The organism is Aquabacter albus (genome assembly GCF_040049275.1).
Lineage (GTDB): Bacteria > Pseudomonadota > Alphaproteobacteria > Rhizobiales > Xanthobacteraceae > Aquabacter.
On record NZ_JBDZDT010000001.1, the window covers coordinates 587629 to 614382 of the forward strand.

At 67.2% G+C, this 26754-nt stretch carries 28 protein-coding genes; 17 read left to right on the top strand and 11 right to left on the bottom strand.

Annotation, left to right across the window (positions count from 1 at the left end):
- Nucleotides 1-58: 58 nt before the first annotated feature.
- The 6 genes from ABLE91_RS02420 to ABLE91_RS02445 form a co-directional block, all read right to left on the bottom strand.
- A complete protein-coding gene (locus ABLE91_RS02420) occupies nucleotides 59-487 on the bottom strand; it encodes a carboxymuconolactone decarboxylase family protein (RefSeq protein ID WP_348928070.1) in 429 nt (142 codons plus the stop codon).
- Nucleotides 426-851: a MerR family transcriptional regulator gene (locus ABLE91_RS02425; protein WP_348928072.1), complete on the bottom strand. Its 426-nt coding sequence runs from the start codon at nucleotides 849-851 to the stop codon at nucleotides 426-428. Before ABLE91_RS02425 ends, ABLE91_RS02420 begins: the two co-directional genes overlap by 62 nt.
- A 91-nt stretch (nucleotides 852-942) precedes the next feature.
- Nucleotides 943-1980: a tryptophan--tRNA ligase gene (gene trpS, locus ABLE91_RS02430; protein ID WP_348928074.1), complete on the bottom strand. Its 1038-nt coding sequence runs from the start codon at nucleotides 1978-1980 to the stop codon at nucleotides 943-945.
- A gap of 217 nt (nucleotides 1981-2197) precedes the next feature.
- Nucleotides 2198-3055: an alpha/beta fold hydrolase gene (locus ABLE91_RS02435; RefSeq protein ID WP_348928075.1), complete on the bottom strand. Its 858-nt coding sequence runs from the start codon at nucleotides 3053-3055 to the stop codon at nucleotides 2198-2200.
- 8 nt (nucleotides 3056-3063) lie between these two features.
- Entirely contained in the window at nucleotides 3064-4611 is a 1548-nt protein-coding gene (gene murJ, locus ABLE91_RS02440; protein WP_348928077.1) for a murein biosynthesis integral membrane protein MurJ, read from the bottom strand.
- Between the two features lie 142 nt (nucleotides 4612-4753).
- The gene (locus tag ABLE91_RS02445) at nucleotides 4754-5488 is read right to left on the bottom strand and encodes a GntR family transcriptional regulator (RefSeq protein ID WP_348928079.1); all 735 of its coding nucleotides are present in this window, start codon (nucleotides 5486-5488) and stop codon (nucleotides 4754-4756) included.
- A gap of 272 nt (nucleotides 5489-5760) precedes the next feature.
- On the opposite strand from ABLE91_RS02445, the gene ABLE91_RS02450 reads away from it, so the two are divergent.
- The 15 genes from ABLE91_RS02450 (at nucleotide 5761) to ABLE91_RS02520 (ending at nucleotide 18645) form a co-directional block, all read left to right on the top strand.
- Nucleotides 5761-6993 carry an alpha/beta hydrolase family protein gene (locus tag ABLE91_RS02450; RefSeq protein ID WP_348928081.1) on the top strand — a complete coding sequence of 411 codons (1233 nt, stop codon included), beginning with the start codon at nucleotides 5761-5763 and terminating at the stop codon, nucleotides 6991-6993.
- Nucleotides 6994-7086: 93 nt separating this feature from the next.
- On the top strand, nucleotides 7087-7770 hold the full coding sequence (locus tag ABLE91_RS02455; protein ID WP_348928082.1) for an HpcH/HpaI aldolase family protein: 684 nt from the start codon (nucleotides 7087-7089) through the stop codon (nucleotides 7768-7770).
- A 41-nt stretch (nucleotides 7771-7811) separates the two neighbouring features.
- A complete protein-coding gene (locus ABLE91_RS02460; protein ID WP_348928084.1) occupies nucleotides 7812-8702 on the top strand; it encodes a polysaccharide deacetylase family protein in 891 nt (296 codons plus the stop codon).
- Nucleotides 8699-9412: a fumarylacetoacetate hydrolase family protein gene (locus ABLE91_RS02465; protein WP_348928086.1), complete on the top strand. Its 714-nt coding sequence runs from the start codon at nucleotides 8699-8701 to the stop codon at nucleotides 9410-9412. Before ABLE91_RS02460 ends, ABLE91_RS02465 begins: the two co-directional genes overlap by 4 nt.
- Nucleotides 9413-9414: 2 nt before the next feature.
- Complete coding sequence (locus ABLE91_RS02470; protein WP_348928088.1) at nucleotides 9415-10311, top strand: polysaccharide deacetylase family protein; 897 nt, start codon at nucleotides 9415-9417, stop codon at nucleotides 10309-10311.
- Nucleotides 10308-11168 (top strand): branched-chain amino acid ABC transporter permease, encoded by an 861-nt coding sequence (locus ABLE91_RS02475; RefSeq protein WP_348928089.1) that lies wholly within the window; start codon nucleotides 10308-10310, stop codon nucleotides 11166-11168. Before ABLE91_RS02470 ends, ABLE91_RS02475 begins: the two co-directional genes overlap by 4 nt.
- Nucleotides 11165-12103, top strand: coding sequence for a branched-chain amino acid ABC transporter permease (locus ABLE91_RS02480; RefSeq protein WP_348928091.1), 939 nt, complete (start codon nucleotides 11165-11167; stop codon nucleotides 12101-12103). Before ABLE91_RS02475 ends, ABLE91_RS02480 begins: the two co-directional genes overlap by 4 nt.
- 40 nt (nucleotides 12104-12143) lie before the next feature.
- Nucleotides 12144-13400, top strand: coding sequence for an ABC transporter substrate-binding protein (locus tag ABLE91_RS02485; protein ID WP_348928093.1), 1257 nt, complete (start codon nucleotides 12144-12146; stop codon nucleotides 13398-13400).
- A 176-nt stretch (nucleotides 13401-13576) separates the two neighbouring features.
- The gene (locus ABLE91_RS02490; RefSeq protein ID WP_348928095.1) at nucleotides 13577-14332 is read left to right on the top strand and encodes an ABC transporter ATP-binding protein; all 756 of its coding nucleotides are present in this window, start codon (nucleotides 13577-13579) and stop codon (nucleotides 14330-14332) included.
- Nucleotides 14325-15029 carry an ABC transporter ATP-binding protein gene (locus ABLE91_RS02495; RefSeq protein ID WP_348928096.1) on the top strand — a complete coding sequence of 235 codons (705 nt, stop codon included), beginning with the start codon at nucleotides 14325-14327 and terminating at the stop codon, nucleotides 15027-15029. Before ABLE91_RS02490 ends, ABLE91_RS02495 begins: the two co-directional genes overlap by 8 nt.
- A gap of 9 nt (nucleotides 15030-15038) precedes the next feature.
- Nucleotides 15039-15239, top strand: a complete 201-nt coding sequence (locus ABLE91_RS02500) for a hypothetical protein (RefSeq protein ID WP_348928098.1) — start codon at nucleotides 15039-15041, stop codon at nucleotides 15237-15239.
- Nucleotides 15236-16663 carry an amidase gene (locus ABLE91_RS02505; RefSeq protein ID WP_348928100.1) on the top strand — a complete coding sequence of 476 codons (1428 nt, stop codon included), beginning with the start codon at nucleotides 15236-15238 and terminating at the stop codon, nucleotides 16661-16663. Before ABLE91_RS02500 ends, ABLE91_RS02505 begins: the two co-directional genes overlap by 4 nt.
- A gap of 71 nt (nucleotides 16664-16734) precedes the next feature.
- Nucleotides 16735-16998, top strand: a complete 264-nt coding sequence (locus ABLE91_RS02510; RefSeq protein ID WP_348928102.1) for a BrnT family toxin — start codon at nucleotides 16735-16737, stop codon at nucleotides 16996-16998.
- Nucleotides 16979-17278 carry a BrnA antitoxin family protein gene (locus ABLE91_RS02515; protein WP_348928104.1) on the top strand — a complete coding sequence of 100 codons (300 nt, stop codon included), beginning with the start codon at nucleotides 16979-16981 and terminating at the stop codon, nucleotides 17276-17278. Before ABLE91_RS02510 ends, ABLE91_RS02515 begins: the two co-directional genes overlap by 20 nt.
- Before the next feature lie 110 nt (nucleotides 17279-17388).
- A complete protein-coding gene (locus ABLE91_RS02520) occupies nucleotides 17389-18645 on the top strand; it encodes a D-amino acid dehydrogenase (protein ID WP_348928106.1) in 1257 nt (418 codons plus the stop codon).
- Between the two features lie 152 nt (nucleotides 18646-18797).
- Here the strand turns inward: ABLE91_RS02520 and ABLE91_RS02525 are convergent, their stop codons facing one another.
- From ABLE91_RS02525 to ABLE91_RS02535, 3 genes are all read right to left on the bottom strand, one after another.
- On the bottom strand, nucleotides 18798-20363 hold the full coding sequence (locus tag ABLE91_RS02525; RefSeq protein ID WP_348928108.1) for an ABC transporter substrate-binding protein/permease: 1566 nt from the start codon (nucleotides 20361-20363) through the stop codon (nucleotides 18798-18800).
- 35 nt (nucleotides 20364-20398) lie between these two features.
- Nucleotides 20399-21151 carry an amino acid ABC transporter ATP-binding protein gene (locus ABLE91_RS02530; RefSeq protein WP_348928110.1) on the bottom strand — a complete coding sequence of 251 codons (753 nt, stop codon included), beginning with the start codon at nucleotides 21149-21151 and terminating at the stop codon, nucleotides 20399-20401.
- Between the two features lie 139 nt (nucleotides 21152-21290).
- The gene (locus tag ABLE91_RS02535; RefSeq protein ID WP_348928111.1) at nucleotides 21291-22475 is read right to left on the bottom strand and encodes an MFS transporter; all 1185 of its coding nucleotides are present in this window, start codon (nucleotides 22473-22475) and stop codon (nucleotides 21291-21293) included.
- 118 nt (nucleotides 22476-22593) lie between these two features.
- Here ABLE91_RS02535 and ABLE91_RS02540 point away from each other — a divergent pair, with 118 nt between their 5' ends.
- Together ABLE91_RS02540 and ABLE91_RS02545 are read left to right on the top strand one after the other, a co-directional pair.
- Complete coding sequence (locus ABLE91_RS02540) at nucleotides 22594-23562, top strand: LysR family transcriptional regulator (protein WP_348928113.1); 969 nt, start codon at nucleotides 22594-22596, stop codon at nucleotides 23560-23562.
- 249 nt (nucleotides 23563-23811) lie between these two features.
- A complete protein-coding gene (locus tag ABLE91_RS02545) occupies nucleotides 23812-24774 on the top strand; it encodes a Bug family tripartite tricarboxylate transporter substrate binding protein (protein ID WP_348928115.1) in 963 nt (320 codons plus the stop codon).
- A gap of 162 nt (nucleotides 24775-24936) precedes the next feature.
- On the opposite strand, the gene ABLE91_RS02550 is transcribed toward ABLE91_RS02545, so the two are convergent.
- Nucleotides 24937-25479, bottom strand: a complete 543-nt coding sequence (locus tag ABLE91_RS02550) for a GNAT family N-acetyltransferase (protein WP_348928116.1) — start codon at nucleotides 25477-25479, stop codon at nucleotides 24937-24939.
- Between the two features lie 96 nt (nucleotides 25480-25575).
- Nucleotides 25576-26706, bottom strand: a complete 1131-nt coding sequence (locus ABLE91_RS02555) for a type III PLP-dependent enzyme (protein WP_348928118.1) — start codon at nucleotides 26704-26706, stop codon at nucleotides 25576-25578.
- Nucleotides 26707-26754 lie beyond the last annotated feature (48 nt).

A 26754-nucleotide genomic window follows, 5' to 3' on the forward strand; every position in this document is an offset into this window, starting at 1 on the left:
TAAAGGGGGGCGGACAAGGCGAGCATACTGCCCGCGAGAAAGGCAAGCACGCGTGTCGTCATGCCAGCCGCTCCCGTCCCGACGCCTCGGTCTCCATGTCGAGGCGGGCGAAAACCTCCTTCGCGGCAAACAGGCCATTGAGCGCAGCGGGGAAGCCGGCATAGACGGCCATCTGCATGATGATCTCGGTAATTTCCCCGCGACTGAGGCCGACATTCAGGCCCGCCTCGATATGGACCTTCAATTGTGGGGCGGCGTTGCCCATGGCCGTCAGCGCGGCGACGGTCGCGATCTCCCGGGCGCGCAGATCGAGGCCCGGGCGGGAATAGATGTCGCCGAACGGGAATTCGATCACGTAGCGGGCAAAGTCCGGGGCGATATCGGCCAGCGCGGAGATAACGGCCTCGCCGGCCTTGCCGTCGATCTCAGAGAGGGCGCGCGTCCCGCGCTCCAGCCGGCTTTCGCCGGCGGTGTGGTTCTGCGTCATGGTCTTTCATCCTCTGTTCCAGGTCGGCGTAGCCGACAATCTTGGTGTCGAGGACGAGAAGGCAGGCTTGGAGTTCGGCGACATGCGCGCGAACGCGCGCGCGATGCTCCTTGAGCAGTTCGCGCCGTTCGGTGTGCGTCACCGCGCCGGCCTCCCGAAGTTTCGCGTAGCGCAGCATGTCCCGGATCGGCATCCCGGTGGTTTTCAACCGGCCGAGGAATTCGATCCAGACCAGGATCGACGCGTCGTAGTCACGCTGTTTCGATGCGTCCCGGTCCGCATGGGGAAGCAGCCCGATCCGCTCATAGTATCGGATCGTATAGGCCGACAGCCCCGATCGCTTCGCGAGTTCACCGATCTTCATGACTGCCCTTGTCTCGTCACGACGCTCACGAGGCTAGGGGTTGGAGCGCGCTCTAAGTCAAGGGGCCAATGAAAGGGGGACGGCGGCGGTGCTAGCGCCGCACCATCCCAACGATGTCCTTCACGTCGGAAATGGTCTTGTCGGCGATGGCCCGCGCCCGGTCGGCGCCATCGCACAGGATCGCATCGATGGCGGAGACGTCGTCCATCAGGCGCTTCATCTCGCCGCCGATGGGGCCGAGCTTCTCCACCGCGAGATCCACCAGCGCACCCTTGAAGGTGGAGAACTGGCTTCCGCCATACTGGTCCAGAACGCCCTGCTTGGTGCCGTCGATGAGCGCCGCATAGATGCCCACCAGATTCTCCGCCTCGGGGCGTGCCTTCAGGCCCGCTTCCTCGGAGGGCAGCGGCTCGGGGTCGGTCTTCGCCTTGCGCACCTTGCCGGCGATGGCGTCCGCATCGTCGGTGAGGTTGATGCGCGAGAAGTCCGAGGGGTCGGACTTGGACATCTTCTTAGAGCCGTCGCGCAGGCTCATCACCCGCGTCGCCGGTCCCGCGATCAGCGGCTCGGTGAGCGGGAAATAGGTCTCCCCAAAGCCGTTGGCGGCGATGGAGGGGCCGAAGTCCACATTGAACTTCTGGGCGATGTCGCGGGTCAGCTCCAGATGCTGCTTCTGGTCCTCGCCCACCGGCACGTGGGTCGCGCGGTAGAGCAGGATGTCGGCGGCCATCAGGTCGGGATAGGCGAACAGGCCCACCGAGACGTTCTCGCGGTCCTTGCCGGCCTTCTCCTTGAACTGCGTCATGCGGTTCAGCCAGCCCATGCGGGCGACGCAGTTGAAGATCCAGGCCAGTTCCGCGTGGCCGGAGACCTGGCTCTGGTTGAACACGATGTGCTGCTTGGGATCGATGCCGCAGGCGATGAAAGCGGCGGTGACCTCGCGGGTGTGGCGCTTCAGCTCCTCGGGGTCCTGCCACACCGTTATGGCGTGCAGGTCCACCACGCAATAGAGGCAGTCATAGCTGGTCTGCAGCTCGACGAAGCGCTTGATGGCGCCGAGATAATTGCCGAGGTGCAGGTTGCCCGTGGGCTGAACACCGGAAAAGACGCGTTCCGCGACCGCCGCCATGGCGACCTCCTCACAGGCGGCCGGTTTGGATGCGGCCGCCGATACCTGAAAAAGACGGGCCGGACGGCCCAGAGACGAGGGCGCCTCATGCCATGCGGGCCGCAGGGCGGCAAGTCTGAAGCAGATTGCCGTCATCCCCGGACTTGATCCGGGGACCTTCCACGGCAGGCCCGGCCCGGTCGAGATCCCCGGGTCAAGCCCGGGGATGACGAGACGATCAGGGATCGGCCCGGTCCGCGAACGCCTCGATGACCTTCTGCGAGCGGGCATCCCACAGGAGCGGGGCGTGGCCTTGGTCGTCCACGGTGAACACCTCCATGCCCCGGTGCCGGTCCGCCATGGCCTCCACGGTCTGCTGCGACAGCACGTCGGAGAGCGCGCCGTGGATGACCATCACGGGTTGGTTCGCCATGGCGTCGAAGCCGGACCAGAATTCCGGCAGCGGCTTCGTCGGATCGAAACTCTTGAAGGCCTCCGACATGGCCGCGTCATAGGCGAGATGGGGCACGCCGGCATCGTCGCGATAGATCTGGCGCGCATAGCGCAGCCAGTCCGCATCGGAGAGGCGGGGGAAAAGGGGACCCTGCGCCTGCTTGAGGTCGGCCACCAGCGCCTCCCATGTGGGGGCCGGCGCGACACCCACATAATCGGTGATGCGGGCGATGCCGGCGGTCTCTATCACCGGCCCGATATCGTTGAGGATGGAGCCCGCCATCAGCTCCGGCCGGGTGGCGGCGAGGTGCATCATCACCAGCCCCCCGCGCGAGGTGCCCAGGAAGAGCGCGCGCTTGATGCCGAGGGAGGCGAGGCCCGCGGCCGTGTCCTCCGCCTCCTGGAGGATGTTGTAGCTGGCGAAAGGCGCATGAGCGGAGCCGCCGCGCCCGCGGAAATCGAGGGCGATCACCTGCCGGCCGCGCTCGGCTAGCGCCGTGCCCAGCGCCTCGAAGTCCGTGGAGGAGCGCGTGAGGCCCGGCAGGCACACCAGCGGGAGGTGGCCGTTCAACTCGCCCCAGCTTCGCCCGAACAAGGCGCGCGCATCCAGGCTCGGATAGGCGAAGAAGCGGCACTCGCTCATTTGCGACCTCACGTATGGCCCGGATCAATCGCCTCGGCGCGCGGCCTATTCCGCGGCCGGAACGCAAACCAGACCGCACCATAGGTCGCCATGCCGGCCGCCACCAGCACGCCGAGGCGCACCGCCAACAGGAAGGTGCCCTCCGGCTCGATCCAGATGACCAGCAGGAACAGCACCACCACCGCCAGCAGGAAGCAGCCGAGGACCATGCCGAGCACCTGCCGCTTGGCCGCGCGGTCGAAGACGAGATGGCCGCGGCTGGACAGAAGGATCCACAGGCGCGCAACGGAGACGCAGGCGGGAATGGCGATGCCGAACGCGCCGCCCCCCGGGCCGAACCCGATGCCGAACCCTACGGCGAACGCCATGGTGTTGAGCAGCGAGACGAGGGCGATCCCCTCCACCTGCCGCCCGAAGCCGTGGCTCATGGCGGCCGCGCCCAGCACCTTCTCCAGCCCCTGCGCAGGCAAGGTGAAGGCGAGCGCCGTGAGGAGGAACGCCGTGAAGTGCGCATTCTCGGCGGTGAAGCTGCCGCGCTGATAGAGCACCGTGATGATGGGATCGGCCAGCATGATGAGCCCGGTCGCCGCCGGCAAGGCGAAGCCGAGCGCGGACAGCACCGCGCGGGCCGTCTCCACGCCGCGCCCCGTGCCCCCCGCGCCGGTCGTGAGCAGCGGCACCAGGATCGCCCCCGCGCTCGCGCCCACAAGGCCGAGGGGCAGGTCGATGAGGCGCTGCGCATAATTGAGCGCCGCCACCGCGCCGGGATGGGCCGAGACCACCACCGCCAGGAGCACGATGCGCATCTGCGGCAGGCCCGCAAGGAGGAGGGCCGGCCGGGAAGCCCGCAGCACGGCACGCGCCGCAGGCCAGTCGAAGCCGGCACTGATCCGGATGGAGGCCGGCGCCTTGCGCGCGGCGGCGATCATCAAGGCAAGCTGGGCGATGCCCGCGAGCACCGCGCAGGCGGCCATGACCAAAGCGGCGGTGGGCGTCGCCACCAGCCCCTCCAGGATGATGGCGGCAATGGCGAACAGCACCACGGCATTGCCCAGCGCGGGCGCCAGAGCGGGCAGGAAGACGCGGTGGGCTGCGTTCGCGATGCCGCCCAGCACCGCCGCCGCGCCAGCAAGCGGCAGATAGAACAGCGCGATGCGCCCGCACGCGCTCGCAAGGTCCGCGCGTTCCCCATCGAAGGAGAAGCCGGGCGCCAGAACCAGCATCAGGATCGGCATGGCAAGCGCGCCGACGACCGCGAACCCGAGCAGGATCATGCAGAGCAGGACGAGGGTGGCGTTGGCACTCGCTGCCGCCCTCTCATCGTCCGGGGCTGCCGCGAGCGCCGGCAGCAGCGCCGCGTTGAAGGCACCTTCGGCCAGCAGCCGGCGGGCCAACAGCGGCAAAGAGAGCGAGGCCATGAGCGCGTCCGCCAGCGGCCCCGCGCCCAGCACGGCGGCGGTGCCCATATCCCGCGCGAAGCCGAGCAGCCGCGAGCCGAGGGTGGCGGCGCTGACAGCGGACGTCTTGGCGATCAAAGACCGAGGGGAAGACGACATGGACGGCCCGGAGCACGCGGCGGATGGCCCGCTGATAGAGCCCGGCACCCGCCGGGGCAAGGGCAGCCAGAGTGAGGGCGGCTCATGACATCCGCGCGAAGCGAAACTTCTGCCGCGCGAAGCGCCCCCTGCTCTCCTTCGCCTACCGCCCCCGCCGCGCGAGGGGCCGGCCGCTCAGCGCTCGCACTAGGCTGGTCTTCACGCTCGCCACATGCTCGCGCATGAGCATCTCGGCGCGGAAGGCGTCGCAGGCGAGGATGGCGTCATAGATGCGATGGTGGTCGTCGTGGCGGCGCCGCACGTCCATGTGCTCGAAGGAGATGACGTTGCGGTGCGAGGACTGGGGCACCGAATGGCACTGGCGGATCATGTCGCCCAGCATGCGGCAGCGGGCGGCGCTGTGGATCGCCTCATGGAAGGTACCGTTGATGGCGCTGTAGGCGATGCGCTCTTCCTCCCCGAGCTCGGGGCGGGCGAGGAGGTCGTCGCCCTCGGCCAGCACCCGCTCGATGGCCTCGCGCTCATTCTCAGGCAGTCCGCGCTCGGCGGCAAAGCGGGCGGCGAGCGCCTCCATCATGGCACGGATTTCATAGGCGTCCACGATCTCGGCGGTGGAGAAGCGGCGCACCGCATAGCCCCGGTTGGGGGCATATTCCAGCAGCCCCTCGCTCGCCAGCGACTGGAGCGCGGAGCGCACCGGCGTGCGCGAGACGCCAAGCCGCTCGGAGAGGCGCACCTCATGCAGCCGCGCCCCGGCCTCGAACTCACCGGCCAGCACTGCCGTGCGGATCCGCTCGGTCACCGACAAGGAGCGGGTGGCCGCGCGCGGCTCGGCGGCATCGTCCGGATCGGGGGGCAGAAGGGCGGATTCCGTCATGCGGGGCATGTTCCGTTGCAATCCCATTGATAAGCACCGGAAGCCGAAGGTTTCAAGCATACATTCGTGTCTTCCGCCCGTCTCCTGAGGAAGTTTGCGGCTGGCATCCCCAGCCCTTACCCAGCCTGCCTCCGCCGACATCATCGCGCCGAAAAAAGCGGCACGGCGCGCCTCATAAACAGGCCAAGTTTGTATACATTCTTGCTTGACCATGGCCAGATTGTATTCAAATGTTGCGTTGCCTGGTGGCGAGCCGAAACGGAGTTGCGCGTATGGTCGATGCGGTGGACGGGGCGATCGAGAACATCACGGAAAACCGGCTGCCCCACTATGAGCCCTATGGCTGGCATCATTGGCCCGAGCATCCCTGGCTCGCCTACCAGTTCCGGCGCGGCCTCGGCGAAACCCAGGAAGGCGGCGGCACCGTCTCCGAGATTTTCCTCGCCGCCTCGCGCATGATCCCCGGCTCGCTGGAGAGCTGGCACGAGGAATGGAAGGTCATCGCCGACCGCAACTGGAAGCGCGGCATTGAGGAAGAGGCGGTGGGCCATATCCGCACCGCCATGAACTGCTTCCTGCGCGCCGCTGATTATTACCGGCAGGCCGAGTTCCACCTGGAGCCCACCGACCCGCGCCGCCTGCCCACCTTCGAGGCCATGGAGGCGTGCTCCAAGAAGTTCATCTCCTATCTCAACCCGCCCGGCGAGGCGGTGGACATTCCCTACGAAGACGGCAAGCCGATCTGCGGCTACTTCGTGCGCGCCCCCTTCCCCGGCAAGAAGCTCCCCGTTCTCATCTGCATGGGCGGGCTGGATTCCATCAAGGACGAGATGTGGTTCATGCAGGCCCATGGCGCGCTCCAGCGCGGCATCTCGGTGCTGATGATCGACGGCCCCGGCCAGGGCGGCACGCTGCGCCGCCACGGCATTCCCGCCCGCCCCGACACCGAGGTCGCCATCGCCAAGGTGATCGACTGGCTGGAGACGAGCGAGGATGTGGACACGTCCAGGATCGCGCTCTGCGGCTCGTCCCTGGGCGGCTATTACGCCGCCCGCGCCGGCTGCTACGAGGAACGCCTCGCGGCCGTGATCTCCCACGGCGCGGTGTGGGACGTCCATGAGATGTGGGGCGACAAGGGCGAGGATTTCGGCCTCGCCATGCACATCAAATGGGTGATGGGCGCCGCCACCATGAAGGAAGCCATGGAGAAGGCGAAGGCCTTCACCCTGCGCGGCCACCTCGAGCACATGAAGTGCCCCTACCTCATCCTGCACGGCGGCTATGACGTGCTCACGGTGACCGCCGCCACCAAGGCCCGCGATTATGCGCTGGCCCATGGGGTGGACGTGAGCTTCCGCATCGTCGAGCCCGAAGAGACCGGCGCCGAGCATTGCCAGCACGATAATCCCACCATCGGCCAGGAATTGCTGGCGGACTGGCTTGCGGACATCTTCGGCATCGACCAGCGTAGCCTCCTCAAGACCTCGTTCAATCCGCTGGTCTGAGGAGAGGCCCGTGATCCCGCCATCGCGCATCTCCTCACGACGGTCCAAGATGGCGGGACGCGGCAAACCCTGCGGGCGCAAGGAACGCACGGCATGAACCGCCGCGCCAAGAATGCCATCGAAGCGGGAAAACCCGTCATCGCCGTCAATCCCGGCGGGTTCGCCCTGCCCGTCGTGGACGCGCTCGCCGCTTGCGGCACGGACTGCCTGTTCATCGATTGCGAGCGCACCGCCATCAGCGTGGAGAGCGTGCCCATGCTGGCCCGCGCCGCGCAGGCCCATGGCATGAGCGCCATCGTGCGGTCCTATTCCAAGGACGCCGCTACGCTGACCCGCTATTTCGATTGCGACATAGACGGGCTTGTCCTTCCCCAGGTGGAGGCGCCGGAGGAAGTGGCGCGTCTTCGGGCCATCGCCCGCGCCGCCACCAAGGGGCGCGAGGGCACGCTGCTGCTCATCGCCCAGATCGAGAGCGTGGAGGGCCACAGGCGGCTCGACGAGATTGCCGGCGCGCCGGGCATCGACCTGATCCTGGTGGGGCCGAACGACCTCGCCCATTCCATGGGCTATCTCGGCGACACCGCGCGCCCCGAAGTGGTGGCGGCCATGGACGACATCACCGCGCGCCTCCACGCCAAGAACATCGCCTACGGCCTGCCCGTCACCGCCGAGACGGCCGGGGGATGGGTGAAGAAGGGCGCGCGCTTCCTCTACACCTCGTTGGAATCCTTGCTCAATCCCAGCCTCAAGGCGCTGCGCACGGCGGCGACTTCCTGATCCTTTCCTTTTCATCGTCCAGATTTCGCGGAGAACCGAGAATGACAATGGAACCCAAGGACCGCGCTACGTATTCGGCCATCGTCGACCGCCCGCCGCTGAAGCTGCCGGGCAAGGCGCGCGTGGTGCTGTGGACCATCGTGAACTACGAAGTCTGGGACATCGGCCGCCCCATGGCGCGCCAGATCATCCCCGCCCCCACCGGCCAGGTGCTGCTGCCGGACGTGCCCAACTGGAGCTGGCACGAATACGGCATGCGGGTCGGCGCGTGGCGCTTCTTCAAGCTCTACGAGAAGCTCGGCATCCGCCCCACCCTCTCCATCAATGCCCGCGTGTGCGAGGACTATACCCGCGTGGCCAAGCAGGCGCTGGATCTCGGCTGGGAGTTCATGGGCCATGCCTATGACCAGATGCCCATGCACAAGCATGACGATCCGCGGGAGATGATCTTCCGCTCCATGGACATCCTGGAGAAGTTCACCGGCAAGCGCCCGCGCGGCTGGCTCGGGCCTGGCCTCACCCAATTGCTCGACACCCCCGAAATCCTGGTGGAAGCGGGCGTGAAATATATCGGCGACTGGGTGTGGGACGACGAGCCCGCCACCATCAACACCGCCAAGGGCCCGCTGGTGACCCTGCCCTATACGGTTGAGCACAACGACATCCCCATGATGGCCGTGCACCATCATGAATCGCCCTATTGGGTGACGCGCTTCAAGGACGCCATCGACCGGCTGCACGCCGAGGGCGCGGACCGGGCCAAGGTGCTGGCGGTGGCGATCCACCCCTACATTTCCGGCCAGCCCCACCGCATCAAGTATCTCGAAGAGATCTACGACTATGCCGCCAGCCTCGGCGACGTGCTGTTCTGGAACGGCGACGATCTGCTGGACTGGTACAATGCCGAGAAGGCGAAGGGCTATCCCGTATGAGCCCTGAGGCTTCCTTCGTCGTCCCCGCGCCGGAGACCGTCTCGCTGCCCGTCATCGGCAGCGCGGCGCGCTTCCCGGTGCGGCGCGTCTATTGCGTCGGCCGCAACTATCTCGCCCATATCCGCGAGATGAAGGAGGCCGAGGACGAGCGCGACCCGCCCTTCTTCTTCCAGAAGCCCCGCGATGCCATCGTGGAGGACGGCGCCACCGTCCCCTACCCGCCGGACACGGACGATTTCCAGTATGAGATCGAGCTGGTGGTGGCCGTCGGCGCCCATGCCCGCGACGTGAGCGTTGGAGAGGCTTTCGGGGCCATCTACGGCTACGGCATAGGCATCGACCTCACCCGCCGAGACCGGCAGAGGGAATGCGGCGGCAAGCGCCTGCCCTGGGAGGCGGGAAAGTCCTTCGACCGTTCCGCGCCCTGCGGGCCCATCACGCCCGCCGGCGCGGGCGGCGATCCCATGAGGGGCGCCATCACCCTGTCGGTGAACGGCGTCGAGACCCAGCGCGGCGACCTCGCGCAGATGATCTGGAACGTGCCGGAGATCGTCTCCAACCTCTCCCGCTCCTACGATCTGGAGCCGGGCGACCTCATCATGACCGGCACGCCGGCCGGCGTCGGCCCGGTGCGGCCCGGGGATTGCATCGTCGGCGCCATCGACGGCTTCGGGACCCTCACCATAACAATCGGCGACAGGGAGAAATGACCATGCTGCCCACCGAGCGCATTTCCTATTCCCCCATCTCGGAGCGGCCGCGGCTTCGCTTGCCCGGCGGCGCCCGCATGGCGGTGTGGATCATCGTCAATGTGGAGGAGTGGAACCCGCTCGAGACCATGCCGCGCACGGTGCTCACCCCGCCCGCCGGCGGCTCGCCCACGCCCGACATCCCCAACTGGGCCTGGCATGAATACGGCAACCGCGTGGGCTTCTGGCGCATGCTGGACGTGTTCGACGATTGCAACGTGCCCGCGGCGCTTGCCATCAACGGCTCGGCCATCAATGCCTATGAGCCCATCGCCCGCGCCGCTTTGGACCGGAACTGGGAGTTCATCGGCCACGGCTTCAGCCAGAAGAACATGCAGAAGGTGGAGAACGAGGCGGCCGATATCGCCCGGACCACCGACGTGATCCAGAGCTTCACCGGCAAGCGCCCGCGCGGCTGGCTGGGGCCGGGCCTCACCGAGACCTGGGAGACGCCCGACCTCCTCGTGGAGAACGGCTACGACTATGTCTGCGACTGGGTGCTGGACGACCAGCCCGTGGTGCTGAAGACCCGCACCAAGCCCATCATCAACATCCCCTACACCCAGGAATGCAACGACGTGGCGATGATGCTGATCCAGCATCACAAGGCGCGCGAATATTACGACCGCGCCATCGACCAGTTCGAGCAGATCTACAGCGACTCCCGCAAGAGCGCCCGCATCATGGCGCTGGTGGTGCATCCCTACATCATGGGCGCGCCGCACCGGGCGCGCTATTTCCGCAAGGCGGTGGAGCGCATCAGGGAGCATGACGACGTCGCGTTCATGACCGGCGGCGAGATCTACGACTGGTACCTGCGCGAGCAGCCGGATGCCCTTGGGGGAGCCAGCGCGGCATGAGCGGTCTCAACGCTTTCCAGCTCCTCAACGGGCTCACCTTCGCGGCGCTGCTGTTCATCGTGGCCTCCGGCTTCACGCTGATCTTCGGCCTGCTGCGCATCGTGAACCTCGCCCATGGGGCGCTGTATCTTCTCGGCGGCTACGCCGCCTATGCCGTCGCCTCCTCCACCGGCAGCTTTCTCGCGGGCATGCTGGCGGCCATGGCGGCGGTGGCGGTGATGGGCCTCATCCTCGACCAGGGCCTGCTGCGCTTCGTGCGCGGCTACGAGCTGCGGCAAGTGCTGCTGACCCTGGGCGTTGGGCTCGTGCTCAACGACATGATGCTGGTGATCTTCGGCGGCGACACCTACACGGTGCCGGCCCCTGAATTCCTGCGCGGAGCGGTGCGCTTCGCCGGGTTGTTCTATCCCAAGTATCGCCTGTTCGTGCTGGCGCTGGGCATCGTCATCTTCATCCTGCTCTGGGTGCTTTTGAACAAGACGCGGCTCGGCGCGCTGATCCGCGCGGGCGTGGATGATCCCGAGACCATCGAGGCCATGGGCATCAACATCCGCCGGATCTTCCTGCTCACCTTCATGCTGGGCGCGGCCTTGGCCGGCCTCGGCGGCGCGGTGGGCGGGGCCTTCCTCACCCTCTATCCCAGCGCGGATGCGGAGATCCTCGTCTTCTCCCTCGCTGTCGTCATCATCGGCGGCCGCGGCAGCCTCGTGGGCGCCGCCGTAGGCGCGCTGATGGTGGGCATGCTCAATACGGTCGGGCAGGTGATGTTCCCGGAATTCGCTTACTTCGTCATCTTCGGCCCCATGGCGGCCATCCTCGCCTTCCGCCCCCTCGGCCTGTTCGGGAGGACCGCATGACCGCCGCCGCCATGCCGCGCCTCGCACTCGCCGCCGTCCTCCTGGGGGCGCTCGCCTTCGCCGTGGTGCCGCTCCTCGTGCCCACCTACCAGGTGAGCATTCTCACCGAGGTGCTGATCTATGCGGTGCTCGCCATGGCCGTGGACGTGCTCGCCGGCTATGCCGGGCGCACGCCGCTCTGCCTCGGCGCCGTGTTCGGCGTCTCCACCTATGTGACGGTCTACTGGACCGCCACCATGGCGGGCTCGCCTTATGTGGGCATGGCGCTGGGCATCATCGCCGCCACCATCGTGGCCGCGGTCTTCGCCGTCCTCGCCATCCGCACCACGGGCGTCTACTTTCTGCTCCTCACCCTCGCCCTCGGCATGATCGTGTGGGGCGTGTGCCTGCGCTGGACTTCTGTGACCGGCGGCGAGAATGGCATCCGGGGCAGCGTGCGGCCCGCCGAGCTCGCGGCGCACCTGCCCTTCTACTACGTGGTGTTCGTGGCAGTGGCGGTGGTCACCTTCATCATGTGGCGCTTCGTGCGCTCGCCCTTCGGCCTGACGCTGCGCGGCATCCGCGACAGCGAGAGCCGCATGCGCTCGCTCGGCTACAACGTCTCGCTGCACATGTTCCTGGCCTTCACCGTGGCCGGCTTCTTCGCCGGAGTGGCGGGCGCGCTCTATGCCATGTTCAACGACTTCGTGAGCCCCTCCACGGTGGCTCTCACCCAGTCGGTGGAAGGGCTGCTCATGGCCATCACCGGCGGCATCGGCACGCTGTTCGGCGCCTTTGTCGGCGCGCTCGCCATCATCGGCCTCGAGAATGCGGTGAGCCTCTACACCGAGCGCTGGCAGACCGTGCTCGGGCTCGCCTTCATCCTCATCATGATCTTCGCCCCCGAGGGCATTCTCGGCGGCATTAGGACCCTGCTCGCACGAAAGCGGGGCTGACACGACCTTGAACCAGACCGAACCAGCAGGAGTGGGACAGATGGATCGCAGGACATTCCTTAAGACCGGCGTGGCGCTCGCCGCGGTCGGCACCGTCGCCAAGCCCTATATCGCCCGGGCGCAGGCCACCGGCCCCATCAAGATCGGCCTCATGGCGCCGCTCACGGGCGTCGTCGCCGCCGGCGGTCGCGAGATGGTGGACGGCTTCCAGATGTATCTCGACGAGCAGGGCGGCCAGATTGCGGGCCGCAAGGTCGAGGTCATCGTCGAGGATGACGGCGCCAATCCCGACATGGCGCTCCAGAAGGCCCGCCGCCTCGTGGAGCAGGCCGGCGTCTCCATGCTGTGCGGCAACCTGCTCGCGAACACGGGCCTTGCGGTGGCGAACTATGTGAAGGGCAACGGCATGCCCTATTTCATCCCCATCATCGCCGCCGACGAGCTCACCCAGCGCAACCGCATCAAGAACGTGGTGCGCGTCGCCGGCTATACCGGCAGTCAGTTCCCGCGCCCGCTTGCCGACTGGTGCCTGAAGCAGGGCTACAAGAAGGCCGCCACCATCGCCCAGGACTACACGTTCGGCCAGGAGCAGTGCGGCGGCTTCTGCCAGACCTTCACCGAGGGCGGCGGGTCGATCGCCGGCCAGTTCTGGCACCCGCTCAACACGTCCGACTTCTCGCCCTATCTCGGCCAGCTGGCCAATCTCGGCGTGGACGTGATCTTCGCCATGGAGACCGGCGCGGATGCCACGCGCTTCATGCAGCAGTACGGCAATTTCGGCCTGAAGGGTCAGATCCCGCTGGTGGGCGCCATGAACATGACCGACCAGTCGGTGATCCGCACCATGGGCTCAGAAGTGGAAGGCGTCATCGTCGCCGCGCACTTCGCCGAGGGCTCGCAGGATCCGGCCACCAAGAAGTTCGTCGAAGCCCACGTCAAGAAGTACAACAAGCTGCCGTCCCTCTACGGCTTCTCCATGTATTCCGGCGCCATGTGGATCGACGAGGCGGCCAAGACCATCAAGGGCAATGTGGAAGACCGTGACGCTTTCCTTGGGGCCGTGTCCAAGACCGAGCTGACCGGCTCGCCGCTCGGACAGACCGTGAAGCTCGACGCCTATGGCAACCCGATCTACGACGTGAAGATCCGCAAGGTGGAGAAGAACGCGGACGGCAAATATTGGAACGCGCCGATCGCCAATTATCCGCAGGTCTCGCAGTTCTGGAAGTACGACCCCGAGACCTACATGAAGCAGCCGCCCTATTCGCGCGAGTTCCAGGGCATCAAGAAGAGCTGAGGCTCCTCTCCCTTGCTCCCTGTCCCCTCTCCCGCTTGCGGGGGAGGGCTAGGGAGGGGGAAAGAGCCGGGCATAAAAGCTGGGGCGAAGATCGCTCTGCTTGAAGTGCCCCCTCCCCAACCCTCCCCCGCAAGCGGGAGAGGGGGCGTATTCCGCCAACGAGAACGGATCTTTCAGTGACCGACTTCCTCCAGCTCGACACCGTCACCGTCCAGTTCGGCGCCCTGCGCGCCGTGGACGGCGTGTCGATCCGCGTGCGCGAAGGCGAGCGGCGGGCCATCATCGGCCCCAACGGCGCCGGCAAGACCACGCTGTTCAACGCCATCACCGGCGTGGTGCGCGCCACCTCCGGCAAGGTGCTGTTCCAAGGCGCCGACGTGACCCGCACCGCCATCCACGAGCGGGCGCGGCGCGGCATGAGCCGCACCTTCCAGATCACCAACCTGTTCCCCAACCTCACGGTGGCGGAGAATATGCGCCTCGCCCTGCGGGGCCTCTCGCCGCGCAAATTCTCCATGTTCGGCTCTAGCGCGCTCGCCCCCGAAGAGGCCGAGCGCGCCACCCAAGCGCTGGAAATCTCCCGCCTTCACGCCCGGCGCGATGCCACCGTGAAGGAGATGTCCTATGGCGAGCAGCGCCAGCTCGAAATGGCCATGGCGCTCGTCGCCCAGCCCAAGCTCCTCCTGCTGGACGAGCCCGCCGCCGGCCTCTCCCCGGCCGAGCGCGTCATCGTCTCCGACATCATCCGCGCGCTGCCGCGCGAACTCACCCTCGTGCTCATCGAGCACGACATGGACCTCGTTCTCTCGCTGGTGGACTACGTGACCGTGCTCAACAACGGCAAGCTCCTGGTGGAAGCCCCGCCCTCGGAGATCCGCGTCAACAAGGACGTCCAGGACGTCTATCTCGGCAAGGCGCGCCACAATGCTTGAGGTCGCGGACATCCACTCCTTCTACGGGGAAGCCCACGTGCTCCAGGGCGCGAGCCTCAGCGTGGGCAAGAGCGAGGTGGTGGCGCTGCTCGGCCGCAACGGCATGGGCAAGACCACCCTCATCCGCTCCATCATGGGCGTCTCCCCGCCCAATGTCCGCTCCGGCAGCGTCAGCTTCAAGGGCGAGAGCATCAGGGGCCTCTCGCCCCACCTCATCGCCAGGCGCGGCGTCGGCTACGTGCCCCAGGGCCGGCGCCTGTTCGCATCGCTCACGGTCACCGAGCACCTCACCGTGCTGAAGCCGGCCAGCGCCACCCATGGCTGGACGGTGGCGAAGGCGTTCGAATTCTTCCCCCGCCTTGGCGAGCGGCGCCACCATCGCGGCAACCAGCTTTCCGGCGGCGAGCGGCAGATGCTGGCGGTGGCGCGCGCGCTGATGATCGATCCGGAGCTGATCCTCATGGATGAGCCCTCCGAGGGCCTCGCGCCGGTGATGGTGCAGCACCTGGAAGGCATCATCCAGGAGCTCAAAGCCGCCGGCCTCTCCATCCTGCTCGTGGAGCAGAACCTCTATAGCGCGCTCGCCGTCGCGGAGCGGGTCTACATCCTGGAGACGGGCCGCGTGGTGCACGAGGCCACCGCCGCCGAGATCGGCGGCGACCCTGAAACCCTCACCAAATTCCTCGGCGTTCACTGAAGGCCCGCCATGACCGAAGACCAGGCCCTCGTGCTGCTGCGCGACCTCAACGGTGTTGTGGTGGACGATGCGGAGGCCCGCGCGGCGGTCGCCGTGGCGCGGGCGGTGGATGCGGCCGTGGCGGCGGGCGCCGATGCGCATATGAGCCTCGACGAGGCGCCCTGGAGCTTCGACACGCTGCGCGCTCTTTCGACCGAGGCACGGAAATGAGCGTGTCCCTGGACAGCCTCCACGCGCTCGGCGTGATCGACACGGCGGAAGCGGTGGCAAGCGGCGCGGTCTCGGCCGAGACCGTCGCTCAAGCGGCCCTGGACCGGCTGCGGCGGCTCGGCCCGCGCTTCAATGCCGTCATCGCGCTGGACGAGGCGCGCGCCCTGGAAGGCGCCCGCGCGGTGGATGCCGCCCGCGCCAGGGGCGAAGCGCTCGGGCCGCTGGCGGGTGTGCCGCTGGCGCACAAGGACCTGTTCTATCGCGCCGGCCGCATCTGTGCCGGCGGTTCCCTCATCCGCAGGGATTTCGTGCCGGACGTCACCTCCGCCGCGCTGGAACGGCTGGACGGCGCGGGCGCGCTGGACCTGGGGCGCCTGCACCTCGCGGAATTCGCCCTCTCGCCCACCGGCTTCAACGCCCATGACGAGCACGGGCGGAACCCCTGGAAGCCGGACTATTGCTCCGGCGGCTCCTCCTCGGGTTCCGGCGCGGCAGTAGCGGGCCGGCTCGTGTGCGGCGCGCTGGGCTCGGACACGGGCGGCTCCATCCGCCATCCCGCCGCCATGTGCGGGATTACGGGCCTGAAGCCGACCCATGGCCTCGTGCCCATGTTCGGCGCCATGCCGCTGGCGCCCTCGCTCGACACGCTCGGCCCGCTCGCCCGCAGCGCGCGCGATGCGGCGCGGCTGCTCTCGGTGATCGCCGGCCCGGACCCGCGCGACGGCTCCACCCTCGCCGCGCCGGTCCGCGATTACGAAGCGGGTCTTTCCGGCGATTTGCGCGGCGTTACCATCGCAGTGCCGGACGGCTATTATCGCGAGGCCGCGACGCCGGACGTCCTCGCGCTGCTGGACGAGAGCCTCGCCGCCCTGAAGGATCGCGGCGCCCGTATCATCGAGACCGCCGTGCCGGACATGCCGCTCCTCAATGCCATGATGCAGCTCGTCATGGGCGTCGAAGGCGCGACCCTCCACCGCCGCTGGCTGGCAGAGCGCCCGCAGGATTACGGCGCGCAGATCCGGGCCCGTCTCCTGCCCGGCCTCGCCTATCCCGCCACCCGCTATGCCGAGGCGCTGATGCTGCGCGCCAAGCTCACGCAGGGCTGGCTCACCGCCGCTATGGGCGAGGCGGACATGGTGCATATTCCCACCCTGGCCGTGCCGGTGCCCACCATCGCGGAGACCACCGAGGGCGCGCCGGCCGACATCGCCGCCGCCATCGCCCGCCTGACCCATTGCACCCGGGCCATCAACTATCTCGGCCTGCCCTCCCTCAGCCTGCCCTGCGGCTTCACCGCGAACGGCATGCCGGCGGCGTTCCAGCTTGTGGGCCAGCCCTTCGGGGAAGAGGCGTTGCTGAAGGCGGGTGACGCATATCAGAGGGCGACCAGTTTCCACCTTAGGTTGCCGCCGGGATGCGCCTAAGCTAAGCTTCCGCTGCCTCTCAACGCTCGCCTCCTTTTGTGGATGCTGGCTTTATCGTATATACGATTTGAATGATCATCACGTGGGATGAGCGCAAGCGCCAAGCGAACGTCGACAAGCACGGCTTGGACTTTTCCCTGCTGAATGAAGAATTCTTCCAGCGTGCGATCATCCTGCCCGCCAAGCTCGGCCGCCGCATGGCCATCGGGCAGATGGATGACGGGACGGTCGTCGTGATTTTTCTCCGTCTCGGCACGGAAGGCCTATCCGTGATCAGCATGCGCCGGCCGAGCGCGCAGGAACGGAGGCTCCTCGATGAGCAAAGCAAAGATTAAGGAATTTCAGCCAGGGCGTGGCTACACAAAAAAGGACTGGGACGAGGTGTCCGACAGCCCTGAATTCACGGCCGAAGATTTAAAACAGGCCCGTCCCTTCGCCGAGGTCTTCCCCGACCTTGCCGAGAGCCTGCGCACCCGCGGCCTCCAGAAGCGGCCCACCAAGGTTCCCGTCTCCATCCGCCTCAGTGCCGAAGTGGTCGAGCATTTCAAGGCCGGCGGCCCCGGCTGGCAGGGACGCATCGACGAGGCACTGAAGAAGGTGGTGCGCGGCGGCTGACGCCGCATCGCGCACCCCCTGCGGCTTTATTGGGCTCCACAGGTGAGGAATGGCCCTTTAGGCTCAGCCTGCGCCGTGCGCTCAGCGCGCGGCCGATCTGCGGGGGTCATATGAAGGTCGTCATCCTGGGGTCCGGCGTCATCGGCGTCACGCTCGCTTATTATCTCGCCGAGGACGGGCACGAGGTGGAAGTGCTGGACCGCCAGAGCGGGCCCGCTTTGGAGACCAGCTTCGGCAATGCCGGGGAGGTCTCGCCCGGCTATTCCGCGCCCTGGGCCGGACCGGGCCTGCCCATCAAGGCGATCAAATGGTTGACCATGGAGCACGCGCCCCTGGTGGTGCGCTGGGGGCGAATGAACCCCGCAATGGCCATCTGGGGCCTTCAGCTGCTGCGCAACTGCACCACACACCGCTACGAGGTGAACAAGGGCCGCATGGTGCGCCTCGCGGAATACAGCCGCGACTGCCTCATGGCCCTGCGCCAGCGCACCGGCATCCATTACGACGAGCGCATGCAGGGCACGCTCCAGCTGTTCCGGACCGAGAAGCAGCTCGCCCACGTGCATGGCGACACCACCGTTCTCGACCGCTTCGGCGTGCCTTATGAAGTGCTGGACCCCATAGGCTGCATCGCAGTGGAGCCGGCGCTGGCGCGGGTGAAGGAGAAGTTCGTGGGCGGCCTGCGCCTGCCGGGCGACGAGACCGGCGACTGCTTCAAGTTCACCAATGCCCTCGCGGAAATGGCGAAAGCGAAGGGCGTCCGCTTCTCCTTCGGCCGCACCATCACCGCCATCGAGCACGAGGGCGGCAAGGTCACCGGCATCGCCACGGATGCGGGCCGCGTGACGGGCGATGCCTATGTGGCGGCGCTGGGCTCCTATTCCCCGCGCCTTTTGAAGCCCTTGGGGATCTCGGTGCCGGTCTATCCGGTGAAGGGCTATTCGCTCACCGTGCCCATCACGGACCCGGAGGGCGCGCCGGAATCCACTGTCATGGACGAGACCTTCAAAGTGGCGGTGACGCGGCTCGGGGACCGCATCCGCGTGGGCGGCACGGCAGAGCTGACCGGCTTCGACCTCACGCTGCGCGAGGAACGCCGCCAGACCCTGGAGCATGTGGTGGGCGACCTGTTCCCCGACGGCGGGAACGGCAAGGACGGCAGCTTCTGGACCGGCCTTCGCCCCATGACGCCGGACGGCCCGCCGGTGCTCGGCCAGAGCCGCTATTCCAACCTCCATCTCTCCACCGGCCACGGCACGCTGGGCTGGACCATGGCGGCGGGCACGGGGCGGGTGATGGCGGACCTGATCGGCGGCCGGAAGCCGGAGATCGACATGGAGGGGCTGACGCTGGCGCGCTACGGGTGAGAGTCATCTCCCCACGAAGCACCGCAGCATCCCCTCTCCCGCTTGCGGGGGAGGGTTAGGGAGGGGGCCTTCAAGCAGGGCAACGCCACGTATTGGAGAGGGTGCACTATTTCCCCCTCCCCAGCCAGCGGGAGAGGGAGCATCTCGCGCCTCTACTTCTTCCCCATCGTGCGCACCATGCCCCGGCTCACATGCTTCTCGGCCCATTTGGCGAGGCGCACGAAGGGCAGGCCCAGCAGCAGATACATGCCCGCCACCAGCAGGCCGGTTCCGAAATAATCGTAATAGGTGGTGGAGATCTGCTCGTAGGTCTTGGTGAGCTCCACCAGCGAGATCACGGACACCAGCGAGGAATCCTTGATCAGCGAGATGAAGTCGTTGGTGGTGGGCGGCAGCACGATGCGCGCCGCCTGGGGGATGATCACATGCCGCAGCGATTGGCGCTCGGTCATGTTGAGGGCGATGGCCGCCTCCATCTGGTGGCGGGGAATGGCGAGAAGGCCCGCGCGGTAATTCTCCGCCTCGTAGGCTGCATAGTTCAGCCCCAGCGCCAGCACGCCGGCGACGAACGGGTCGAGCTGCACGCCGATCTTCGGCAGGCCGTAATAGATGAACAGCACCTGGATCAGCAGCGGCGTGCCACGCACCACTTCGATATAGACCTGGGCGCAGGTGTCGAGGACCGAGCCGCCATAGACCCGGCACAGCGCCAGCGCGGCGCCGATACCCACCGCAAGAACCATGGCCAGGATGGAGATTTCCATGGTCATCACCGCCGCCCACAGAAGCTGCGGCAGGAAGCGCATGTAGCGCTCAAGCTGCTCCTGAAAACCCCGGGGCTGGGTCGCGTCCACGAAATGGTCGTAGGCGGTGGGCTGCGCCTGCATGGGGCGCTGATCGCCGGTCACCTGCGCCATCATGGGGGTCCAGATGGCCCATTTGTCGAGGATCTTGCGCATCTCGCCGTCCTGCATCATCTGCGACAGGCCGGAATTGATCTGGGCAAGCAGCTGCGGGTCCGCGCCCTTCTTCACCGCGATGCCGTATTCGATGCGGCCCACCGGCGCACCGGTGAACTGCAACTCGCGGTCGGGCAGCGCATAATAGACGGCGATGGGGAAATCCATGACCGTCGCATCGATGCGCTTCAGCTTGAGATCGGAATAGGCGTCGATCTCCTCCTCATAGGAGCGCACGTCGATGCCGCCGAAATTGCGCAGCACATATTCCATCTGGCTGGACTTCAGCGTGCCGACGCTCTTGCCTTTCAGCGCGGCAAGGTCGGCGATATCAGGATCGCCGCGACGGATCACGATCTGGCCGTAGGTTGTGTAATAGGGAATGGAGAAGTCCGCCGCCGCCTTGTGCTCGGCGGTGATTTCGAGGCCGTTGATCACCGCGTCGTAGAGACCGGCATTCAGGCCCGGAATGAGGTTGCTCCAGTCGTTCTGGACAAACTCCGTCTTGCGCCCGATCTCGACGCCGATCTGGTTCATGATGTCCACTTCGAACCCGACGGTGAGGTTCGGGTCGGCCGGATCCTTGAAGGTATAGGGCGCGCCGGAGGTGGCATCCCCGCCATAGCGCAGAGGCGGCCCGCTGAAGGGCGCGGCGGGCATGGTCGCACCGGGCGCCGCGCTCGGGTCGGGCGCTGCACCTTGGGCGAAGGCCGAGCCGAGGGACACGATCGTCAGCAGGGCGGCGAGGGTGAGGCGCATGGCGGTCCCCGGAAATGTCAGGACGGAAAGGGCGATCAGGCGAAGCGGCGCAGGAACTGGCGGGTGCGCGGATCTTTCGGGTGGTTGAACATCTCGTCCTCGTTGGAGATTTCGACGATGTCGCCCTTCTCCATGAAGATGATGTAGTCGGAGGCATCGCGCGCGAAGCGCATCTCGTGGGTGACGACCACCTGCGTCATCCCCTCCGCATCCAGTTCCTTCATCACGTCCAGCACCTCGTCCACGAGGCCGGGATCGAGCGCGGAGGTGGGCTCGTCATAGAGCATCACCTTGGGCGCCATGGCGAGCGCGCGGGCGATGGCACCGCGCTGCTGCTGGCCGCCGGACAGATTGATGGGGAAGCGGTCCTTCTGCTCGAGGAGGCCCACTTTCTTCAGAAGGCGCTCGGCATTCGCCTCGGCCTCGTCCTTCTTGGTGCCCTTCACCACCATGGGCGCCATCATCACGTTCTGGAGCAGCGTCTTGTGGGGGAAGAGATTGTATTGCTGGAACACCATGCCGACATTGCGGCGCAGCCGGTGCGCCACGTCGGACGGGATTTCCTGCCCTCCCGGCTTGCGCTCCATGCGCACGCCGCAGGCTTCGATCATGCCGGAATCCATGGTCTCCAGGCCGTTGAGGCAGCGCAGCAACGTGGACTTGCCGCAGCCAGAGGGGCCGATGATGGAAACGAGGTCGCCTTCCTCGATCTGGAAGCTCACCCCCTTGAGGATGTGCGTTGTATCGAAGGACTTGTGCACGTTCTCGGCGCGCAGGATCGGCAGCATGAATATCGTCCCCCCGCGGTACGGAAACCGCCAGCATCACACGGCGTAAAGACGCCGCGTGACAACGAGGTGACAATCTTCAGATACCTCCGAGGCGAGGCGAGCGCTGAATCGGCGCACGCCCGCCCGGCCTTGAGGATTACTTCGCGCCGGCAGGAACCGGCACGGTCCGCCGCGCGCTTTCGAGGCGCACCGCGCCATAGGCCACCGCCATGGCGGCGAGCGGCACGAGGCCCGCGACCCAGGGGATGGCGGAAAGGCCCGGCCCCTGGTCGATCACCACCCCGCCGAGCCACGCGCCGATGGCGTTGCCGAGGTTGAAGGCGGCGATGTTGAAGGAGGAGGCGAGGCTCTGGCCGGCGCCCATCGCCTTCTCCAGCACCCACATCTGCAGCGGCGCGACGGTGGCGAAGGCGACCGCCCCGAACAGGCCGATGGCGATGACCGCAGCCACCTGGCTGTGGATGGCGAAGGTCATGAGGCCCAGCACCACGGAGAGGGCCAGCAGCGTGCCGAAGACCGTGGGCACGAGGCTGCGGTCGGCGAGCCGCCCGCCCAGGAGGTTGCCGATGACCAGGCCGCCGCCGAACACCAGGAGGATGGGCGAGACCGCCGCTTCCGAGAAGCCGGTGATGCGGGTGAGGATGGGCGCGATATAGGTGAAGCCTGCGAACACGCCCACCCAGCTCAGCACCGTGGTGAGAAGGCCAAGCAGCAGCGCCGGACGGCCGAGGACGGCGAGGTCCTGCCTCAGGCTGCTGCTCTCCTCCTGCTGCGAGGTGTCCTTGGGCACCAGCAGCGCGATCACGGCCACCGCGATCACCCCGATGACGGTGACGGCCCAGAAGGTGGCGCGCCAGCCATAGGCCTGGCCGAGCCACGTGCCCAGCGGCACGCCGAGGATGTTCGCCACCGTGAGGCCGGTGAACATGATGGCGATGGCGCTCGCCTTGCGCTCCTTCGGCACGAGGCCGGTGGCGACCACCGAGCCGACGCCGAAGAAGGTGGCGTGGGCGAAGGCGGTGAGCACGCGGGCCGCCATGAGCGTCCAGTAGTCGGGCGCCAGGGCGCAGGCGAGGTTGCCGAGGGTGAACACCACCATGAGCCCCACCAGCACAGCCTTGCGCGGCCAGCGGCCGGTGAGCACGGTGAGCAGCGGCGCGCCGACGACCACGCCCAGCGCATAGCCGGAGATCAGCAGGCCGGCGGCGGAGATGGAGACGTGCAGATCGGCACTGACCTCCAGAAGGAGGCCCATGATGACGAATTCGGTGACGCCGATGCCGAAGGCCCCGGCGGTGAGGGCGTAAAGCGCAATGGGCATGGAATCTGGGTCCTGAGTCTGCGTGAGGCCAGGCGGCCCCTTCGCAACGCAACATGGACGTTGCGCCCCCGCTCATCTAGCCTCGCGGAATGCACAGCATTTGTGACTTGAATTCATAATGGCCCGCGTCGACGTCAACCGCTCCGGCGAACTGGAGGTGTTCGTGCGGGTGGTGGAGCTGGGAGGCTTCTCCGCCGCCGCCCGCAAGCTGCGGATGACCCCGTCCGCCGTGAGCAAGCTGGTCTCGCGCCTCGAGGCGCGGCTTGGCGCGCGGCTGGTCCAACGCTCCACCAGGCGGCTTGAGCTGACCCCGGAGGGCCGCGCCTTCTATGAGCGCGGCGTCGGCATTCTGGCGGAACTGGACGCCGCCGAGCGCGCCGCGTCCGCCAGCGAGCTGGCGGCGGGGCACCTGAAGGTGAGCGCCCATGTGCCATTCGGCGTCGACTTCCTCCTGCCCACTCTGCCCGCTTTCCTCGCGGCCCACCCCAGGGTGAGCGTCGAGGCCGTGCTGACCGACAAGGTGGTGGACCTGCTGGAGGAGCGCACCGACATCGCCGTGCGCTCCGGCCCGCTGAAAAGCTCGCAGCTCGTGGCGCGCAAATTGGGCGAGACGCGCATGGTCATCGTCGCCGCGCCCGCCTATCTCGCGCGCGCCGGCATCCCCGAGACGCCGGAGGATCTGGAGCAGCACAACCGCCTCACCCTCTGTTATGCCAGGGAGATGGACGGCTGGCCCCTGCGCACGCCGGGCGGCGAGATACGCCACGTCCCGGCCGGCAACGCCATGGTCAATGACGGCGAATCGCTCCGCCGGCTGGTGGTGGAAGGGCTGGGCCTTGCCCGGCTCGGCCTGTTCCAGGTGGCGGAGGATATTGCGGCGGGCCGGCTCGTACCGGTGCTGGAGGCCTTCAATCCCGGCGACACCGATCCGCTTCACGCGGTCTATCTGGGCCAGGGCGGCCCGCTGCCGGCGCGGGTGCGCGCCTTTCTCGACCACCTCGCAGCCCACGTCGCGCCGCGCTTTTCAGCTCTGGCGCTGGCGGACCCGGAGGCGCTGGCGCGGAAGGCTTCGGGCGACCCGACCTAGAGGCTGAGCCGAAAAACGGTCCCGCCCGAGACGAATTCGGCTCAATTGCAAGCAAACATTACCTTGCGTAAGGACAATTGCTTGCTCCGACCAGTATAAGCCCACGGCATTGCAGGTACGGAAATGATTATTACGAACGGGAAAGCCCCGCTCCTAGATTGAACGCCTGGAACTTCGGCTGCCGCATATGTGCGCGGCCGATCTCGCCGGCCAGGAAAGAGCCGGACGCCGGGTTTAGGAGGAAACGCCATGTTCAGCCGCGCCGCCTGCGCCATTCTCGCAGGCCTCAGCCTCATCGCCGCTATGCCCGCCGCACAGGCCGAGCAGCCGGTCTCCATCGTCCTCGGCTACACCGCCGGCGGCACCACCGATACCATCGCCCGCGTCATCGCCCAGCGTCTCCAGGAGAAGATCGGCAAGACCGTGATCGTCGAGGACAAGCCGGGCGCGGCGGCGCAGATCGCCTCGCGCTATGTGGCGAAGTCCGCCCCCGACGGCCTGACCCTCCAGATCGCGACCCAGACCTCCCACGCCGCCGGCCAGAGGCTCTACGCCAATCCCGGCTACGACCCGGTGAAGGACTTCACCCCCATCTCGCTGGTGGCCTACACGCCGCTGGTGCTGGTGGCGAACAAGGAGTTCCCGCCCAATTCGGTGAAGGAGCTGATCGACTATATCAAGGCGCGGCCGGGCGCCGTGAACTACGCCACCGGCGGGCGCGGCGACGGGGCGGACCTTGCCGGCCTGTTCTTCAACAAGGAGGCGGGCGTCAACGCCGTGGCCGTGCCTTACCAGGGCGACGGCGCGGCCATGCCGGCGGTCCTGGGCAACCACGTCTCCTACATGTTCGTGAGCGCCCCCACCGCCATGTCCGGCATCGGAACCGGCCTCATCAAGCCTTTGGCGGTGACGGGTACGACGCGCCTCCCGGCATTGCCCAACATCCCCACCATGCAGGAAGCGGGCATCAAGGATTTCGACGTGGAGCTGTGGTGGGGCATGTTCGGCCCGGCCGGCATGGCGCCGGACCTCGTCGCCTCGCTCAACAAGGCCGTCAATGAGGTGCTGAAGGAGCCCGACACGCTCAAGAAGCTGAATGAGCTCGGCTATGTGGTGAAGGGCACCACGGCGCAGGAATTCTCGGACTATGTGAAATCCGAGAACGTGAAATGGGCCGACATTCTGAAGAATCAGGGGATCGCGACGAAGTAGGCATCAGCTCCCCCCTCCCCGCGCGGAGAGAGCCCTTCGTTCCCTCAACACCGTCGTCCCCGGGCTTGACCCGGGGATCTCCCGCCGCCCCGTTGCGTCAGTCCTGATGGAGATGGCCGGGTCAAGCCCGGCCATGACGTGTCCTGAGACCGAGCCGGAGACTCACGCCGCCGAGGCGGCGATCAGCTCGGCAAGGGACGGCACGGCCACCTGGGCGCCAGTCGGGCTGATGAGCCCACGTGCGCCGGACAGCGCCCCGTCCTTCAGTTCCAGGCCCAGAAGCCGGTGGCGGTCATAGGCGCCGGGCATCCACAGCGCGCCGGTATAGGCCGAGGAGAAGCCGAACCGGCTGTAATAGGGCGCGTCCCCCATCAGCAGGATGGCGCCATGGCCGCGTGCCTCCGCCTGCGAGACGGCGGCGCGCATGATCGCACCGCCAAGGCCGCGCGCCCGGAACCAGGGATGCACTACCAGCGGGCCGAGCAGCAGAGCGGGCCGCCCAGGCCCCGCCGCCACGTGCCACAGGCGGACGGTCGCGACGAGGCGCCCGTCCGGACCGTGGGCGGCGAGGGACAGGCCTTCGGCCGGCAGCCGGCCTTCCCGCAGGCGCTCGGAAGACTTCTCGAAACGCGCAGGCATGCACAGGTCCAGGAGCGCCTCGCGGGCGGCTGCCTCTTCCACTTTCTCAGCGACAATTTCAGTCATCGGCATCTCCCGTGCCACAACCGAAGCCGAAGGAGGCCGGCCCGGCCGAGCGCAAGCGCTCGGCTTTCAGACGGGGCCGGTGCGGAAGGGTGATCCTCAGATCACGTAGGACTTCAGCGGCGGGAAGCCGTTGAAAGCCACCGCCGAATAGGTGGTGGTGTAGGCGCCGCAAGCCTCGATGAGGATCTTGTCGCCGATGGAGAGGGACACCGGCAGTTCCACCGGGGTCTTCTCGTACATCACGTCGGCCGAATCGCAGGTCGGGCCGGCGAGCACGCAGGGCGCGGTGTCGTCCCCGTCGCGCGGGGTGCGCAGCGGGTAGCGGATCGCCTCGTCCATGGTCTCGGCGAGGCCGCCGAACTTGCCGATGTCCAGGAACACCCAGCGCATGGTGTCGGTCTCGGCCTTCTTGGAGATCAGGACCACTTCGGTCTCGATCAGGCCCGCATTGCCCACCATGCCCCGGCCCGGCTCCATGATGGTCTCGGGAATCGCATTGCCGAAATGGCGGCGCAGCGCGTCGAAGATCGCCTCGCCATAGGCCTTCGCAGAGGGCACATCCTGGAGATACTTGGTGGGGAAGCCCCCGCCCAGGTTCACCATGGAGAGCGAGATGCCGCGCTCGGCGCACTCGGCGAAGATGCCGGCGGCGGAGGAGAGCGCCTGGTCCCAGGCGTTCACGTTCTTCTGCTGCGAGCCCACGTGGAAGGACACGCCATAGGCGGTCAGCCCCAGGCGATGGGCATGCTCCAGCACGTCCGCGGCCATTTCGGGCACGCAGCCGAACTTGCGGGAGAGCGGCCATTCGGCACCCGCGCCATCGCACAGGATGCGGCAGAAGACCTTCGCGCGGGGGGCCACGCGGGCGATCTTCTCGACCTCCTCGTAGCAGTCGACCGCGAACAGGCGCACGCCCAGCTTGAAGGCGCGCTCGATGTCGCGCTCCTTCTTGATGGTGTTGCCGAAGGAGATGCGCTCCGGGCCGGCGCCGGCGGCAAGCGCCATCTCGATCTCGCCGGTGGAGGCGGTGTCGAAGCACGAGCCCATGTCGGCCAGCGCCTTCAGAATGGCGGCGTCCGGATTAGCCTTGACGGCATAGAAGACGCGGGTGTCCGGCAACGCGCGCGAGAAAGCAGCGTAATTGGCGCGGACCACGTCCAGATCGACGACGACGCAGGGACCATCCTCACGTCGGGTCTTGAGAAATTCGCGGATGCGATCGGTCATGGAAACCTCCCCGTGACCTGAAGCCTCGTGAAGCGCGGTTGCCCGCGC